Origin of the sequence: Mesorhizobium sp. 1B3 (genome assembly GCF_050958605.1) — a bacterium.
Classification (GTDB): Bacteria; Pseudomonadota; Alphaproteobacteria; order Rhizobiales; family Rhizobiaceae.
Window position 1 is genome coordinate 170,771 of record NZ_JBJHDO010000003.1, and the last position, 15,811, is coordinate 186,581.

At 64.9% G+C, this 15,811-nt stretch carries 12 protein-coding genes; 2 read left to right on the forward strand and 10 right to left on the reverse strand.

The annotated features are described in order from the left end of the window. Positions 1-23: 23 nt before the first annotated feature. Genes ACCO56_RS09860 through ACCO56_RS09870 form a run of 3 tightly spaced genes read right to left on the reverse strand, consistent with a single transcriptional unit; the run spans position 24 to position 3,296 of the window. Positions 24-914 (reverse strand): carbohydrate ABC transporter permease, encoded by an 891-nt coding sequence (locus ACCO56_RS09860; protein ID WP_433640145.1) that lies wholly within the window; start codon positions 912-914, stop codon positions 24-26. Positions 915-917: 3 nt separating this feature from the next. Continuing rightward, on the reverse strand, positions 918-1,925 hold the full coding sequence (locus ACCO56_RS09865; protein ID WP_433640146.1) for a carbohydrate ABC transporter permease: 1,008 nt from the start codon (positions 1,923-1,925) through the stop codon (positions 918-920). 51 nt (positions 1,926-1,976) lie between these two features. Next, the gene (locus ACCO56_RS09870; protein ID WP_433640148.1) at positions 1,977-3,296 is read right to left on the reverse strand and encodes an ABC transporter substrate-binding protein; all 1,320 of its coding nucleotides are present in this window, start codon (positions 3,294-3,296) and stop codon (positions 1,977-1,979) included. Positions 3,297-3,555: 259 nt separating this feature from the next. Here ACCO56_RS09870 and ACCO56_RS09875 point away from each other — a divergent pair, with 259 nt between their 5' ends. Beyond that, positions 3,556-6,108: a N,N-dimethylformamidase beta subunit family domain-containing protein gene (locus ACCO56_RS09875; RefSeq protein ID WP_433640150.1), complete on the forward strand. Its 2,553-nt coding sequence runs from the start codon at positions 3,556-3,558 to the stop codon at positions 6,106-6,108. A 150-nt stretch (positions 6,109-6,258) separates the two neighbouring features. Here the strand turns inward: ACCO56_RS09875 and ACCO56_RS09880 are convergent, their stop codons facing one another. Genes ACCO56_RS09880 through ACCO56_RS09905 form a run of 6 tightly spaced genes read right to left on the reverse strand, consistent with a single transcriptional unit; the run spans position 6,259 to position 13,290 of the window. After that, positions 6,259-7,341, reverse strand: coding sequence for an ABC transporter ATP-binding protein (locus tag ACCO56_RS09880; RefSeq protein ID WP_433640152.1), 1,083 nt, complete (start codon positions 7,339-7,341; stop codon positions 6,259-6,261). 1 nt (position 7,342) lies between these two features. Further along, on the reverse strand, positions 7,343-8,431 hold the full coding sequence (meaB, locus tag ACCO56_RS09885; RefSeq protein ID WP_433640153.1) for a methylmalonyl Co-A mutase-associated GTPase MeaB: 1,089 nt from the start codon (positions 8,429-8,431) through the stop codon (positions 7,343-7,345). Further along, a complete protein-coding gene (locus ACCO56_RS09890) occupies positions 8,431-9,612 on the reverse strand; it encodes a thiolase family protein (RefSeq protein ID WP_433640155.1) in 1,182 nt (393 codons plus the stop codon). The genes meaB and ACCO56_RS09890 overlap by 1 nt, the downstream gene beginning before the upstream one ends. After that, on the reverse strand, positions 9,609-11,150 hold the full coding sequence (locus ACCO56_RS09895) for a class I adenylate-forming enzyme family protein (RefSeq protein ID WP_433640157.1): 1,542 nt from the start codon (positions 11,148-11,150) through the stop codon (positions 9,609-9,611). The genes ACCO56_RS09890 and ACCO56_RS09895 overlap by 4 nt, the downstream gene beginning before the upstream one ends. Next, a complete protein-coding gene (locus ACCO56_RS09900) occupies positions 11,143-11,553 on the reverse strand; it encodes a cobalamin B12-binding domain-containing protein (RefSeq protein WP_433640158.1) in 411 nt (136 codons plus the stop codon). The genes ACCO56_RS09895 and ACCO56_RS09900 overlap by 8 nt, the downstream gene beginning before the upstream one ends. 12 nt (positions 11,554-11,565) lie before the next feature. Next, positions 11,566-13,290, reverse strand: coding sequence for a methylmalonyl-CoA mutase family protein (locus ACCO56_RS09905; protein WP_433640159.1), 1,725 nt, complete (start codon positions 13,288-13,290; stop codon positions 11,566-11,568). A gap of 320 nt (positions 13,291-13,610) precedes the next feature. Here ACCO56_RS09905 and ACCO56_RS09910 point away from each other — a divergent pair, with 320 nt between their 5' ends. Next, positions 13,611-14,096, forward strand: a complete 486-nt coding sequence (locus ACCO56_RS09910) for an Lrp/AsnC family transcriptional regulator (RefSeq protein ID WP_433640161.1) — start codon at positions 13,611-13,613, stop codon at positions 14,094-14,096. 250 nt (positions 14,097-14,346) lie between these two features. Here the strand turns inward: ACCO56_RS09910 and aldA are convergent, their stop codons facing one another. Then, a complete protein-coding gene (gene aldA / locus ACCO56_RS09915) occupies positions 14,347-15,807 on the reverse strand; it encodes an aldehyde dehydrogenase (protein WP_433640162.1) in 1,461 nt (486 codons plus the stop codon). Positions 15,808-15,811: the final 4 nt, after the last annotated feature.

Genomic DNA, 15,811 nt, shown 5'->3' on the forward strand with positions numbered 1-15,811 from the left:
CCGGGCCCGCGGATCAACGCTGGTCAGCTCTTCACCGAGCCGGCCGTCAGCCCCTGCACCATGTAGCGCTGGAAAATGAGGGCGAGCAGGGCCGCCGGAAGCGCGGAGATGAATCCGGAGGCTGCGATGATCGCGTAGTCGATATTGGCCTGACCGAGCATGCCGGCGATCGCCGGCGGCAGCGTGGTCATGCCGCGCTTGGAATTGAGCACCTGAGCGACGAGGAATTCGTTCCAGGCGAGCACGAAGGTGAATGCGCCCGCCGCGACGAACCCCGGTCCCGAGATCGGCACGATCAGCCTGAGGAACACCTGGAAGCGCGTGCAGCCGTCGACAAGGCCGCTTTCCTCGAGCTCGCGCGGGATCGTTTCGAAATAGCTCTTCATGATCCAGATCGTGAAGGGAAATGTGAAGGAGCAGTAGGCGATGGTGAGCCCGATCAGCGAGTTCTGCAGCCCCACCTGCCTCAGCATCAGGAACATCGCCGGGATGAGCACGACGACCGGCAGCATGCGCGTGAACAGGACGAAATATAGCGACAGGCTCATCGCCCGCGAGCGGTGACGGGCATAGGCGTAACCGGCGGCACTGCCGAAGACGATGTTGATCGCGGTGACCGCGATCGCGACGATGAAGGAGTTCGACAGCGAGGCGATAACGAGCCGGGCCTGGTCGGCATGGTTGAACTCGGTCAATCCGAGGATCTTCTGGTAGTTCTCGAAAGTCGGATTGATCGGCAGGAGCGGCGTCGGCATGGCGAGCAGGTCGCGCTGGTAGCTGATCGAAGTGATGAACAGCCACAGGAACGGACCGATCAACCAGATCGCGACGAGCCCGGCGAGCGCGTAGAGGCCGAGTGTCGAGGCGATCCTTGGCCCGAGCGCGCGGCGGTAATCGGTGGTGACGGCGACCATACCCTACTCCGCCTGGAATTTCGACAGCACCAGCCGCTGGTAGACGACCGTCAACACCACGCACATCAGAGTGAGCGTGAACAGAATCGCCGTCCCGGGACCGAACTGGAAGAGATTGAAGGCCGTGCGATAGCCGTGCCAGGAGACGGTCGTCGTGTCGTTGCCCGGCCCGCCGAAGGTCATGACGAAGATGAGATCGAGCATGAGGAAGCCGTTGACGGTCGACAGGACCAGGACGAGGAACATCATCGGCCTGAGCGACGGCAACGTCACGTGCCAGAGCTTGCGCCAGAACCCGGCGCCGTCGACTTCGGCCGCGGCGTAGAGGTCTTTCGGGATCGATTGCAGGCCGGCCAGGAAAAGGACTGTGGCGAAGGGCGCCTGGTTCCACACATAGACGAGGACCAGCGTGTTGAGCGCCGAGAAGCCGTTCTCGAAAAAGGCGATGTATTGGTCGATCAGCCGGAGCCGATGCATGACCGCGTTGAGGGCACCGAAGTCAGACGACAGCATGCCGAGCCAGAGCAGCCCGACGACGACGCGCGACATCGACCAAGGGATGAGGAGCGCCGCCCTCAGGATCGGGCGGCCGAAGAATTCGGTGTTGAGGACGAGCGCCATGGCAAGCCCGATCACCGTCGCCTCGATGACGAAGGCGGTGACGAAATAGACGGTGCGCATCAGCGCATTCCAGTAGAGCGGGTCGCCAGCGAGCTCGCGGTAGTTCGCGAGCCCGACGAATTGGTAGAGGGGGATTGGCACGCCGAAGAGGTTGAGGCTGGGGCCGGACGTATCCAGCAGGTCGACCTCGGCGAGGCTGAGCCAGATCGAATAGAGAAGCGGAAAGAAGACGACGACGAAGATCACCGTCAGCGCCGGCAGTATCAGGAGCGTGGCGAAGCCGGACTGCGTGTTGGCATAAAGATGGAAGCGGCGGGAAAGGCCACCGCCGCCCTTCGCGCCGGCGCGCGCCGGCAGCCTTCCCTTTCCGAGTGTCGCCAGATCAGCCATCGGCCGTGTTTTCTCCCGTCGTCGCGTCCGGTCGGGCAGCGCCCCAGGGCCTCAAGAGGCAACCGACGTGTAGAGCTGCGTCATTGCCTCGATCGTTTCCGGCACCGTCGACTTCTTGCGGATCATGTCGTGCATGATCGGCACGACCTTGGTGTCGTATTCCGGATACCAGCTCTCCTTGAAGGCGTTGATGACCTTGCCCTTGCCAGCCTGCTGCTTGAGGATCTCGGGATCGACCCAAGTGTCGGTCGAGGCGATCACCTCCGGATCCTCGTAGAAGGCGGGATAGGGGTTCTGCACGCCAGACGAGACTGCCCACTGCTTCTGGACGTGCCAGTCGCCGTTGAGATTGGCGCCGAGGAAGCGCATGAGCTTCCAGGCGTCGTCGAGCGCTTCGGTCTTGGCGTTGAGCACGTAGGAATCGGTCCAGGCATATGTGTCGCCGGTCTTGCCCGGATAGGGTGTGATCCGCGCCTTCTTGCCGGCGAGCTGAGACTGCTTCTCGTCCGTGGCGGTGTCCTGCAGGTAGTTGCAGTGGTTGGAATGAAAGGCATACTTGCCGGTGAACATCATCCGATGCGTATCCGTCGAGGACGCCTGGGTGAATATCTCCGGCGTGACGAGCCCGAGCTCGTACATCTTCTGCCAGCGCTCCATAACATGGGCGACCTCGTCCTGGTCGGCCCGCAGTTTGTTGGCGTCGTCGAACAGCGTCGCCCCTTCGGCGAAGCAGTCGCTCAGGAACTGCGGGTTGGTGCCGGTCTGCGTCGGATTCCAGTTGGGCAGCATCGGATATTCGGAGATGCCGTCCTTCTTCAGCTTGACGCACTGCTCGATGATCTCGTCCCAGGTCGAGCCCGGCTTCTCGAAGCCCGCCTGTTTCAGCATGGGATCGTTGTACATCATGATGAAATAGGCCGAGTAATAGGGCAACGCGATCACGTGTTCGCCGTCCTTGCTCGTCAGGCTGGCGAGCGCGGCCGGCAGCATGGCCGACCTGATCTCGTCGAACCCTTCCAGATCCTCGATGTTGCGGATCATGCCCCGCTCGAACCAGCGCTGCCGGTTGTTATGGGTGCAGTACATGACATCGACGATTTCGCCGGCGAAAAAGCGCTGCTCCAGCGTCGGATGGAAGGTCGGCCAGGGCAGCGTCGAATAGTCGACGTCCTCGCCGTACTTCTCGTTGAACATGTCGATATAGGTCTGGACCATGTCCGGTCGGAACGTCCAGCCCACGAGTGCTATCTGCGGCGCGGCACGTGCGAGTCCCGGTCGCGACAGGCCGCCGGCAGCGACTGCCAGCGCCCCTAGCCCGGCATTGCGGATGAATTCCCTGCGAGTGCTTCCATGAATGCGGTCGTCCGACATGACATCCCTCCCTGACGCTCGTGTCGATTTCGGGGACCATAGACGAGTCTTTGTGCGTTTTCAACATAATTTAACCATAGTTATTGCGAATATCGCAATATTTTATTATCTATCGAACGTTTTCATTTATCCGGACATTTGGCGGGCGGCATTGCCATGGCGCCAAGTTCCGACGCAGAATGCCGCCTGATCCTGGTCCTTCCGCCCACCCTGTCTTGTCACCACGAATCCAGCCACTTCCACCACAAGCGAGAGTTCGATGTACGAGATCGATCCCAGCCGCCTCGACCTAGCACGCGAGTTCAGGGCGAACCCGCTCGGGCCGCACAGCGCCGAGTTGACGGCGGTGCTCACCCGCATGCGAGGCCTGCCGGTTGAGGGCAAGCACTGCCTGATCGTGGCGAAACCGCGCGAGAAATGGCTGCTCGCTCAAATTTCCGGCGTACCGCTGCGCCCGCGCGTGGTGCCTGGCTACGCCTTCTCCTCGATAGAGGAAGCTGAGTGGACGGTGTTCAAGCTGCGCTGGCGGATCCTGACCGGCCGCGACCTCGCCGCCGATCTTGGCGAGATCGAAGCGCCCGCCGCCGAGGAAATCGCGCCGCCCGACACGAGCCGAGTCATCCTCGCCTATGCCGACACGCTCACTGCCGGCGCTGGCGACAAGGTGGGGATCAAGATTTCGACACCGGGCATCGAGAGCTACCGCGCCGACGTGGTGCGCCTCCATGCTCCGGCACGTGGCGCGAACGACGCCGGTTTCCAAGAGAGCGAGGTCGCGAGCCTCGGCAGTTTCAGTGGCCGCACGCAGCCGTTGCGGCCCGGCTCCTACGCGGCGTTTCCCGAAGGGCCGGCAATGCCCCTCTCCTTCAGCATCCAGATGCTCGTCTGGCCGACGCTCTATGGCAAACCGGGCGCGCTCCTCGGCGACTGGTCGGCGGGAGAACGCAAGGGCGTCGTCCTTTTCCTCGACGCCGAAGGCGCATTGACGCTGCGCGTGGGCGACGGCGAAAAGACAGCGGAGGTGACGACGGGAACGCCGCTGCCGCTGCGCATCTGGAGCCGAGTGGCGGCAAGCCATGACGCAGCGACCGGCGAGGTCCGCATCGTGCAGGAACCCCTGCCCGGCCAGGGCTTCGTGGCGGCGAGGCACACCGTGGCGCACGGCACGATCCCGCTCGCATCTGCCCGGTCCGGCCGGCCGTTCCTGATCGCCGCCTGGCATGAGGACGACGCGCACGGCGAGAGCCATGGCGGCCACTTCAACGGCAAGATCGAGGCGCCGGCGATACTCGGTTCGGCGCTCGATGCCGATGGCCTTGGCGCCCTGCCGCTTTCGCCCGCCGGTCTCGCCGCGCGCCCCGACGCGCTCGCCGCCTGGGATTTCTCCCGGGATATCAGCACGGGTCGTGCCGTTGATGCCGGGCCGTACGGTCATGACGGACGCCTCTTCAACCAGCCGACCCGCGCCATGACCGGCCATCTCTGGGACGGCACGGTGCGCGACTTCAGCGCCGATCCGTCGCATTATGGCGCCATCCACTTCCACGACGACGATATTGACGATGCCGGCTGGGAGACTGACGTGGAGATCGGGATCGCCGCCAACTGGCCGAGCGGCGTCTATGCGTGCCGGCTCCGGAGCGGCGCGGCCGAGACATACATTCCCTTCTTCGTCCGACCGGGAGAGCAGAAGGCGAAGATCGCCTTCCTCGCCCCGACTGCCACATACACCGTCTATGCCAACAACCGCGCCCGCTTCTTCCTGCCCACGACTGAGCTGATCCGCGGACGCGTCCTCGATTTCGACGCCGCCGACCTGCAACTCCTCGACTATCCGCTCGGGCTTTCGACCTACTGCACCCACTCCGACGGCTCGGGCGTCGCCTACGGCACGCGGCTCCGCCCGGTGACGAACTTCCGGCCCAAAGGCCGACTTTGGAACTTCTCCGAGGATCTTTTCGTCGTCGAATGGCTGGAGAAGCTCGGCCTCGACTTCGACGTCATCACCGACGACGACCTGCATGTCCACGGCAAGAAGCTGCTCGAGCCCTACCGCGTCGTCCTCACTGGCGCGCACCCCGAATACTACTCGACCGAAATGTACGACGCGGTCGAAGGCTATCTCTCGGAGGGGGGGCGGCTGATGTATCTCGGCGGCAACGGATTCTACTGGCGCATCGCCTATCACCCCGAGGAGCAGGGCATCATCGAGACGCGCCGCGCCGAGGATGGCACCCGCGCCTGGGATGCCGATCCGGGCGAATACCACATGGGCTTCTCCGGCGAGATGAGCGGGCTGTGGCGCCGCCAGGGCCGCTCGCCGCACCGCCTCGTCGGTATCGGCTTCTCCGGCCAGGGCTTCGACCGCTCGAGCTACTTCCGGCGCACGGCGGCCAGCCGCGACCCGCGGGCCGCGTTCATCTTCGAAGGTATCGAGAACGAGATCCTCGGCGATTTCGGCGCTTCGGGCGGCGCGGCCGGCGAGGAGCTGGACAGCTGCGACTCTCGTCTCGGCTCGCCGGCCCATGCCCTGGTGCTCGCCTCGTCCGAAAATCATTCCCCCGCCTATCAACCGGCGAACGACATGGTGCTGGTGCCGCATCTCGGCACCGGCGCGATGTTCAACCCGGCGGTCAGGGCCGACATCGTCTTCTTCGAATGCCCGAACGGCGGCGCGGTGTTCTCGACTGGCTCAATCGCCTATGCCGGAACGCTCTCCCATAACGGCTTCGCCAATGACATCGCGCGGCTCACCGGAAACGTGCTCCGCCGCTTCGTCGATCCCGCGCCCTTCGAGATGCCCGGAGCCTGAGAGACCGTTTGAGAATTCTACTCCGGCGGACATCTGACGCGGTTTTCTGCGCTTCCGGTGCTCACGTACCTCATATACGCGCGCTCCGGTTCTCGAGAACCACGCCATCTGTCCCGCCGGAGCGAATTCTCGAACGGTCTCTGAGGCCGCTCACGCCAGCACGGCGCCGGTTTCCCGGTCGAAGAGGTGTATCCACTCGCGCGCGGCCCGCAGCCGGATCGCCGAGCCGGGCGTCAGTGCGCGCGGCTGTGCGGTGATCAGGCAGACCTGCGGGCCGCCGGGGATATCGGCGAAGACGAAGGTCTGCGAGCCCGTCGGCTCGATGTAGCGCAGTTCGGCGGGAAATGCGTCCGGCTCGTCTCCATCCGTAATAGACAGGTGCTCGGGGCGGATGCCGCAGACGACCTCACGCCCCGCCTCGCAGGCGCAATCGTGGTTGAGCCGGATCCTCAGCCCGCCAGCCGCCCGGAGCGTCGGTCCGGCACCGTCGCGCGCGACCGTACCGGGGATGAAGTTCATCGCCGGCGAGCCGATGAAGCCCGCGACGAACATGTTTGCCGGCTTCTCGTAGAGGTCGAGCGGCGCGCCGACCTGCTCGATATGGCCGTTGTGCATGACGACGATACGGTCGGCCATGGTCATCGCCTCGACCTGGTCGTGAGTGACGTAGACCGAGGTGGTGGCGAGCCGCTTCTGCAAGGCCTTGATCTCGGTCCGCATCTGCACGCGCAACTTGGCGTCGAGGTTCGACAAGGGCTCGTCGAAGAGGAAGACCTGCGGGTCACGGACGATGGCTCGGCCCATGGCGACGCGCTGCCGCTGGCCGCCGGAGAGCTGGCGCGGATAGCGGCCGAGGAGGTCAGCCAGGCCGAGAATGTCGGCGGCCGCCGCGACGCGCCGCCTGATTTCAGCGTCCGGCAACCTCCGGAGCTTCAGGCCGAACTCCATGTTCGCCGCTACGGTCTTGTGCGGGTAGAGCGCATAGTTCTGGAACACCATCGCAATGTCGCGGTCCTTGGGCGGGAGGTGGTTGACCACCTCGCCGCCAATCATCACCGCGCCCGACGTCACCTCCTCCAATCCTGCGATCATCCTGAGCAAGGTGGATTTTCCGCAGCCGGACGGCCCGACGAGGACGGTGAACTCACCCTCCCCGATCGCGAGATCGACGCCGTGAACCACTTCGAGATTTCCGAAATTCTTGCGCACGCCTTCGAGTTCGACGGTTGCCATGTCACCTTTCCTCGGTGTCCGGGTTCATTTGCCCACTTTGCGAATGCCCACTTTGCGAAGCGGCGAGCGCCCGCGCCGCGTCGAGCGGGCTGGCCTCGCCGCCGGAAATCCGCTCCACCCATTCCGCCACTTCGGGCGGAAAGGACGTGCCCCCGACCGGCATCGAGAAGCGCGCGATCAGGATCGCGGACAGCGTCCTCAGAATCTGCCGGTAGAGCCGATCGCGTTCGCGCTCGGCCCGCCGGCCGGTTTCGGAAAACCAGTCGAGATAGGTGTCGGCGGCCGCTGCGACCTCGGCGACCCCATCGCCCCGCGCAGCGGAGACGGACAGCACCGGCGGCACCCAGACCCAGTCGTCAGAGGCCATGTCGCCGTGGCGGCGCATCAGCGCGCGCAGGCCGTCGCTGGTATGGCCATTCGCGCCGAACGCCGGGCGCTTCGCCGGCTCGACGCGGTTCAGACCCGGCTTGCCCATATAGGCGGCGGAGATCGCAGCGCGGATGTGCTTGGCCGTATCGGCGGCGTTCGGCAGGTCCGCCTTGTTGACGATGAAGACGTCGCCGATCTCCATCAGCCCAGCCTTGGAAGCCTGGACGCCGTCGCCGAGGCCGGGTACGGTCATGACGAAGGTGCAGTCGGCGATCTCCCGGATCTCGACGTCGGACTGGCCCGCGCCGACGGTTTCGAGGAGGACATAGTCGAAGCCGAAGCCGGACAATACGGCGATCACATCGACCGCCGTCTCGCTCAGGCCCCCGATAGAGCCGCGCGCCGAAACCGAGCGAAAGAAGACATTCTCCTCGGCGGCACTTTCGCCCTGCCGCACCCGGTCTCCGAGAAGCGCGCCGCCGGAAAAGGGGCTCGACGGGTCGATGGCGATGATGGCGACGCGCCGCCCGGCGCGCGCGAGATGGGTGGCAAATCGGTCGACGAAGGTCGATTTGCCCGCCCCCGGCGGTCCGGTAACGCCGATGATGCGCACCTGCCCGCGCGTAGCATAGGCCGCGCGCAGCACGGTTTCGCATTCAGGACCGCGGTTCTCGGCGGCGCTGATCGCGCGGGCAATCCGGCGGCGCTCGCCCCCGTCCATCACCCATCGACCCTGACCAGGACCGCATCGCCCTGGCCGAACCCGCCGCAGATTGCGGCCAATCCGAGCCCGCCGCCGCGGGCCCTCAAGGCCGCGGCGAGAGTCGTGACGAGGCGGGCACCGCTGGCGCCGAGCGGATGGCCGATGGCCACGGCCCCCCCGTGGACGTTGGTGCGCTCGCGCAGGCGCTCCGCACCCGCTTGGTCGCCGTCGGCGAGCCTCAACGTCGACACCAACGGAGTCGCCGCGAAGGCCTCGTTGATCTCGATGAGCGCGACGTCGTCGAGCCGCGCGTCTGCTTTGCGCAGGACTTCGCAAATCGCCGCCGCCGGGGTGTAGGAGCCCGAAGTTGGCCCGCCGCAGACCTGGGCATATGCGACGATCGTCGCCTGGACGTCGAGCCCGTGCGCCTTCGCGGCCGATGTGCTTGCAACGATCATCGCCGCCGCCCCGTCGGAGAGGCCGGGCGCGTTGCCGGCTGTCACGGTCTCGCTGTCGTAGACGGTCCTGAGCTTGCCGAGCTTTTCGAGCGAGGTGTCGGCGCGCGGCGCCTCGTCCTTGTCGAGCCTCGTCGCGCCCTTGTCGAAGACCAGCCGCTCCGCGTCGAAAAAGCCTTGCGCGTCCGCCGCGAAGTAGCGCTCATGACTCCGCAGCGCCCATTCGTCCTGCATCGCGCGATCGACCCCGTGCTGCAGGGCCTCGCGCGCCGTGTAGCCGGAGATCGAGTTCTCGACCACCTCGCCGCGCATCATCAGGGGATCGTCGACGGTGACGCTGCCGACGCGGTTGGCGTGGCTGCGCTGCAGGAGCTGCGGCGTCCTTGAGAGGCTCTCGAAGCCGCCGGCCACGACGAGGGAACTTTCTCCCGCGCGGATATCCTTGAATGCGAGGCCCACCGCGGTCATGCCCGAGCAGCAGGCGCGGTCGATGCCGAGGGAAGGAGTCTCCTGTCTCAGCCGCGAACGCAGCACCGCCTGTCGCACCGGGGTGAGCATCCCCGCGCAGACCATGCCGACGCCGAGATAGGCGGCCTCCACCGCCTCCGGCGCGAGACCGGCGCGATCGAGCGCGGCGTCGACGGCGAAAGCGCCGAGCTCGGGCGCGGAGACTTCCCGCAGCGCGCCGCCGAAGCGGCCGAAGGGCGTGCGCACCGCCCCGGCGATGACGACCTCGCCCCTCATGACGCCTCCATGGCCGCGCCCGCGCGCAGCGCTTTCTTGTCGACCTTGCCGTTGCCGTTCTTCGGCAGGTGTTCGAGGATTTCGATCCGCTTGGGAGTACGGATGCCGAGCCGTGGCTTGATCTCCGCGAGGATGTCGTCGGCGCGCCGTGCAGAGCCCGCCGCGAGCGAGACATAGCCGACAGCGATTTCTCCCCAGGCCGGATCGGGAACCCCGATGACCGCCGCCTCGACGATGTCGGCGCAGCTGGTCAGCGCCGATTCGATCTCCTGGGGATAGATGTTGAAACCGCCCGAGATCAGCATGTCCTTGGAGCGCCCGACGAGCGAAAGGATGCCGTCCTCGCCCATGCGCGCGAGATCGCCCGACCAGAGCCAGCCGTCGCGCAGGACGGCCGCCGTCGCTTCCGGCATGCCCCAGTACCCTTCCGTGACATGATCGGAACGCACGGTGATCTCGCCGATCTCGCCGTTCGGGACCGGGTTTCCGGCCTCGTCGCGCAGGACGATCTCGACAAAGGTATAGGGCCTGCCGATCGCGCCGAACCGCGGATTGCCCGCCGCGTCGAAATGATGTTCCGGCGGCAGCGTCGTGCAAGTCATCATCGCCTCGGTCAATCCGTAGTTCTGGACGAGGATCGGGCCGAAGAGATCGAGCGCGCGCGCCAGCGTGTTGCGCGGGATCGGCTCGGCGCCGTAGCCGATCATCCTGAGCGTCGAGAGGTCGAAATCGCCGACCCGCGGATGATTGACGATGCGGGTGAGCATTGTCGGCACGCAGGTGAACACGGTCACGCCGTGACGCTCTATCGTTTCGAGCAGGCCTTCGATGGACCCGCCCTCGACCAGCACGTTCGCCGCCCCGCGCAGGAACCAGGGCACGAAATAGGTGCCGCTCGCGTGGGTGAGCGGCCCGATATGGGCGACTACGTCATCGGCGCGGATGTCGCGGTCGATCAGCATGTTGCGATAGACAGCCGCCCAATTGCGGTGATTGAGCATCACGCCCTTCGGCCGGCCGGAACTGCCCGACGTGTAGTTGATCGAGGCAAGGTCATCGAGGTTCGGCTCCTCGCCCATACCGACGGCACGTCCGGCGGAAAGAAGCTCGGCATAGGATGGCCCGCACGCCGCCGCACCGCCGTCGACGGAGGCGCGCCAGAGGCCATCGCGGATGGGAATGCGCGCGGCCGCTGCTTCGTCGTGGAAAAAGGCGCCCGGTGTGCAGTCCTTGACGATCAGTTCGACGTCATGGGCGGTCGCGAGCGCGTTGATGGGCACGCGCACGAGCCCAGCGCGCTCGATCGCCGCCTGCAGGAAAAGGTAGTCGGCGCAATTGCGCATCATCAACGCGACCCGGCTACCCGGTGAAAGCCGCTCGGCAAGGCCAGCGGCGAGGCGGTCGGCGATGGCGTCGAACTCGGCGAAGGTCCAGGCGAGATCGCCCGAGATCAGCGCCGTTCGCGACCCGAAGCGCCGCGCCGCCTGGGCCATCAACCGGCCGACAGTCGAGCCATGTCCGAATTTCGTATCATGCATCCTGCGTATCCATGGGTGACTGTTCGAGGAATTCGACGATCTCGGCGATCGGGGTGCCGGAGAGGAAGACGCGGGCGACTCCGGCGGCCTCGAGCTCCGGCACGTCCTCCTGCGGGATGATGCCGCCGACCATCATGCGGATATCGCCCGCGCCGGCCTCGTCGAGGATGGCGCGGATGCGCGGCACCAGCACGCGGTGCGCGCCGGAAAGGACGCTGATGCCGATCCAGTCAACATCCTCCTCGATCGCGGCGCGCACGATCTGCGCCGGCGTGCGGCGCAAGCCGGTGTAGATGACCTCCATGCCCGCATCGACCAGTCCGCGCGCCACCACGCGCGCGCCCACGTCGTGGCCGTCGAGACCCACTTTCGCAATCAGTATACGCAGCCGCCGTCGCGTCATCGTTCACCCGGTTCAGAAATCGGTCGACGGGGTGAAGATGCCAAAACGGTCGCGCCAGACCTGGCAGATCTCCCCTACTGTGGCATAGGCCCTGACCGCATCGAGCACTACGGGCGTGCAGTTGCGCCCCTCGGCGCAGGCGCGGTCGATGTCGGCAAGCAGCTCGGCAACGCGAACCCCGTCGCGCTGCGATCTCACCTCGGCGAGGCGGCGAAGCTGGCGGTCGGTCGCCTCCGGATCGCCGCGGAAGGCGGTGTTGGGCACGTTTGGCTTGACCGGAAAGCGGTTGACGGTGACCCACGGCCGTTCGCCAGTGTCGATCGCGCGCTGGCGCCTTACCGCGCCCTCGGTCATCAGACGACGGCCGTAGCCCGTGTCGATGACGGCGAGCGCACCGCCGAGCCGCTCGATCTCGGCGAGCCCGTCGAGGATCTGCGTCTCGACCGCCGCCGTCAGCGTCTCGATCAAATAGGAGCCGCCCATCGGGTCGATAGCGTCGGCGAGCCCGTGCTCGCTGGCGATGATCTGCAGCGTGCGGAGCGCCACGCGCATCGATTCCTCGCCCGGAGTCGAGACCGCCTCGTCGTAGCCGGCGAGATAGACGTAGCTCGCGCCGCCGAGCATGTAGGCGAGCGTGCCGATGGCGGTGCGCACGATGTTGTTGAGCGGCTCCTGGAGCGATTCCTGGCCGTGGCCGTAGACGGTGGTCCGGAGCGCCAACGCCTCGCCGCGTGTTGCGCCGTAACGCTCCTTCATCAGCCGCGCCCAGACGCGGCGAAGCGCCCTCAGCGTCGCCACTGAAATATAGAAATCATGCCGCTCGTCAGGGAACATGTGGATGAGCGGGGCCACGTCGTCGATATCGTGCCCCTTGGCGAGCATCAGGTCGATGTAGTGGAGCGCATTGGAAAGCGCGATCGATAGCGCCATGGAGGAGCCCGCCCCACCGGCATTAATGTGGTTGGCGCAGACCGTCATCGGCGACCAGTGCGGCGCCGTGCCGATGCACCAGGCGACCGCATCGCAGGCGAGCCGCGCCGCGGGTTCGGCCGGCAGGATCTGCGTCCCACGCGCGATATATTCCTTCAACGGGTCGTTCTGGAGATTGACCGTGTAGTCCTTCCAGGCGACGCCCTGCTTTTCCCCGAGGGCGGCATAGAGAGCGAGCACAATCGGTCCTATCGAATTGCCGAGCGTGCCGACGCGCTTGACCGTGTCGACCGGAATGCCTTCGAAAAGGGCCTCCATGTCGGCGAGGGTGTCGATAGCGACGCCCACCTGCCCCACCTCGGCCGCTGCCATCTCGTGGTCGGAATCGTAGCCGCACTGGGTCGGCAGGTCGAGCGCGACGAGGATCTGCTCCGCGCCGATGTCGAGCAGCCGCTTGAAGCGCGCGTTGCAGGCCACGCCGTCGCCGAAGCCGGCATAAGCCGAAACGACGAAGCTCTCGGTGCGGAACATTCCGGCACGATCACCCCGCGCAAAGGGATATTCGCCGGGCAGGCCGAGGTCGCGGCGATAATCGAATCCGATGCGTTCAAGATCGGCAGGCGTGTAGAGCGGCGCGATTTCAATGCCGACGTCGGTGCGGAAGGACTTGCGCGCGCCGCGCGCCGCCAACTCCTGCGCATACGCTCCCGACAGCCAGCGCCGATAGGCGTCGGCGTCCGGGCCTGCCGGTGCAGGCTTTTCCACATCGTCTACCATGTTCCGGCTCTCCAGCGATGAGCCCAGCATTGCTTACCCTCCGTTCGCCCAGCCGACTTCGTCATCGTGGCGGATTCCTCTGCTTCGCTTCGCACTATATGAATTTTTCAGCAAAAAAAAGCAACTTTTTTTGCTGATATCGCATCAACGAGTAATCTGAAGGACTGATATGGCCAGATCTGGCATGCGGGACCTCGATGGCCCGGCTGTCGCTCCGCAATACCGTTTTCCGGAGAGCCCGGGGATTTGGCCAGATCGGCATCTCCAGGAAACCGGCGGCTTTCATTGCCTTCGTCGGAAACGCTCCGTATTAACTTGACGACACCAGGCCAGACCGGAGAGCAGCGCCGATGGAAATCGCTATCAATCTCGATGAACTCGACGTCGGCATCATCAAGCATCTGCATCAGGATGCGCGCGCACCCGCAAAGGCAATCGCCGATTCGCTCGGCGTACCGGAATCGACAGTGCGCAACCGACTGAGCCGATTGATCAAGTCGAACGTGATCGAATTCGTAGCATTGACCAATCCGCTCAATCTCGGCCACACGACCTGGATCATGATGGAAATCGAGGTCGAGACGAAGAGCATTCGTCGTGTCGCCAAGAAGCTGTCGAGCCTGTCGGAGGTCTATTTCGTCTACATTACCACCGGCAGCTTCGACATCTTCGCCGGCGCTACCTTCGCCTCCAACGCCGAATTCGTGGATTTCCTGACGAACCAACTCGCAAATGTCGAAGGTATAGTTCGGGTAAATACCCGCGCGATTCTTGAAACCCACAAGCGCGTCTTCAAGTTCGCGCCCAAGGCCGGCGTCGTCAAGTCGGGCAAATAAGCAGGACGGCTTGCGTCGCACAATTCCCGATCGGCAAGTAACGCCTGGGGCCGCGGTCTGCATCCTGAGTAGGAGAGGTAGCTGTGCAGGTTGTGGATGTGTTCCCTTAGAGACGCACACCTCCCCATCTCAAGCAAATAAAGCAATGCCCGAGCGGCGCATTGGATTGCCGCAGGAGCCCTCGCCAATGACAAAACCAGGCGCATGCGCCAGAAGCGCAGCGCCTGGTTTTCAGTTTGGTCGGCGAATATTATTCACCCTTGATATAAACGACGTGGGTGTCGGTGAATTCATAGAGGCCATGCTTGCCATCGGCACCACCGATGCCGGACTTCCGGCGGCCGGCGTGGTAACCTTGCATCGCCTCGAAATTCTCGCGGTTGATATAGGTTTCGCCGAACTTCAGTTCGCGCGCGGCTTTCAGTGCCGAGTTCAGGTTGCTCGTATAGATCGACGAGGTGAGACCGTATTCCGAGTCGTTGGCCAACGCGATCGCCTCGTCGAGGCTATCTACAGCCTGGATCGGCAGCACCGGACCGAAGGTCTCGCGGCGCATGATGTCCATTTCGGCGGTGGCGCCGATGAGGAGCGTCGGCTCGTAGTGGAAGCCCTGGCCACGCTCGGCGATCTTGCCGCCGGTGACGACTTTAGCGCCCTGCTCCTTGGCCAGCGCCACAGCGTCCGCAACCTTGCTCAGACCGGCCTGGTTGACCAGCGGCCCCATGTGCAGATCGTCTTCCACTGACGGATCGCCATAGCGCGTGCTTTCGAACAGGGCTTTCAGCTTCTCGACCAGCACGTCATGGACGTCGCGCTCGACATACACGCGTTCCGCGCAGTTGCAGACCTGTCCGGTGTTGATGACGCGCGACTCGAAGATCGCCTTTACGGCGAGATCAATGTCGGCGTCCTTCAGGACGATGGCCGGAGCCTTGCCGCCCAGTTCCAGATTGACGCGGGTCAGGTTCTTTCCGGCGAGCTGCATGATGTGCGAGCCGGTGCCGACCGATCCGGTGAAGGTGATCAGATCCACGCCCGGATGCGAGGCCAGAGCTTCGCCCGCGGTGCGGCCGCGGCCGCCGACCAGGTTGAAGACGCCCTTCGGGAGATCAGTCTGGGCGACCAGCTCAGCGAAGATGTAGGCGTTGATCGGAGTTTCTTCGCTCGGCTTGATCACGATGGTGTTGCCGGTGACCAGAGCAGGAGCCAGCTTGCGCGCGATCAGGAAGAAGGGGAAGTTCCACGGCAGGATGCCGGCGACGACCCCGACGGGCTTGCGAAGCAGCAACATGGTTTCGTTCGGGCGATCCGAGGTGAGGACCTCGCCCTCGATGCGGCGCGCCCATTCGGCCATGTAGTCGATATAGTCGGCGGTGAAGTCGACTTCGACCTGCGCGAGGCCCTGGATCTTGCCTTGCTCCTTGACAAGAATGTCGGCGAGAGCCGTACGATTTTCACGGATTTTGGCAGAGATCTTGCGCAGATGGGCCGCGCGCTCGATGGCGGGCAGCTTTTCCCATGAGCCCTGGGCGCTGCGAGCGGCGGCGACGGCGTGGTCGACCTCGGTCGCGTTCGTTTCCGGAACGCGGGCGATAACGGCGCCGGTGGCTGGGTTGATGACGTCGATCAGTTCGGATCCGGCGTCAACGAAGGCTCCGTCGATATAGTTGCGATAAGCGCGGTCGAGGCCGATGAATGGGTTGGCGGTCATGTAT

Excerpts from the sequence above, each read along its gene's own strand:
- ACCO56_RS09860 (WP_433640145.1), bottom strand. The coding sequence starts at position 914 with ATGGTCGCCGTCACCACCGATTACCGCCGCGCGCTCGGGCCAAGGATC.
- ACCO56_RS09865 (WP_433640146.1), bottom strand. The coding sequence starts at position 1,925 with ATGGCTGATCTGGCGACACTCGGAAAGGGAAGGCTGCCGGCGCGCGCC.
- ACCO56_RS09870 (WP_433640148.1), bottom strand. The coding sequence starts at position 3,296 with ATGTCGGACGACCGCATTCATGGAAGCACTCGCAGGGAATTCATCCGC.
- ACCO56_RS09875 (WP_433640150.1), top strand. The coding sequence starts at position 3,556 with ATGTACGAGATCGATCCCAGCCGCCTCGACCTAGCACGCGAGTTCAGG.
- ACCO56_RS09880 (WP_433640152.1), bottom strand. The coding sequence starts at position 7,341 with ATGGCAACCGTCGAACTCGAAGGCGTGCGCAAGAATTTCGGAAATCTC.
- meaB (WP_433640153.1), bottom strand. The coding sequence starts at position 8,431 with ATGGACGGGGGCGAGCGCCGCCGGATTGCCCGCGCGATCAGCGCCGCC.
- ACCO56_RS09890 (WP_433640155.1), bottom strand. The coding sequence starts at position 9,612 with ATGAGGGGCGAGGTCGTCATCGCCGGGGCGGTGCGCACGCCCTTCGGC.
- ACCO56_RS09895 (WP_433640157.1), bottom strand. The coding sequence starts at position 11,150 with ATGCATGATACGAAATTCGGACATGGCTCGACTGTCGGCCGGTTGATG.
- ACCO56_RS09900 (WP_433640158.1), bottom strand. The coding sequence starts at position 11,553 with ATGACGCGACGGCGGCTGCGTATACTGATTGCGAAAGTGGGTCTCGAC.
- ACCO56_RS09905 (WP_433640159.1), bottom strand. The coding sequence starts at position 13,290 with ATGCTGGGCTCATCGCTGGAGAGCCGGAACATGGTAGACGATGTGGAA.
- ACCO56_RS09910 (WP_433640161.1), top strand. The coding sequence starts at position 13,611 with ATGGAAATCGCTATCAATCTCGATGAACTCGACGTCGGCATCATCAAG.
- aldA (WP_433640162.1), bottom strand. The coding sequence starts at position 15,807 with ATGACCGCCAACCCATTCATCGGCCTCGACCGCGCTTATCGCAACTAT.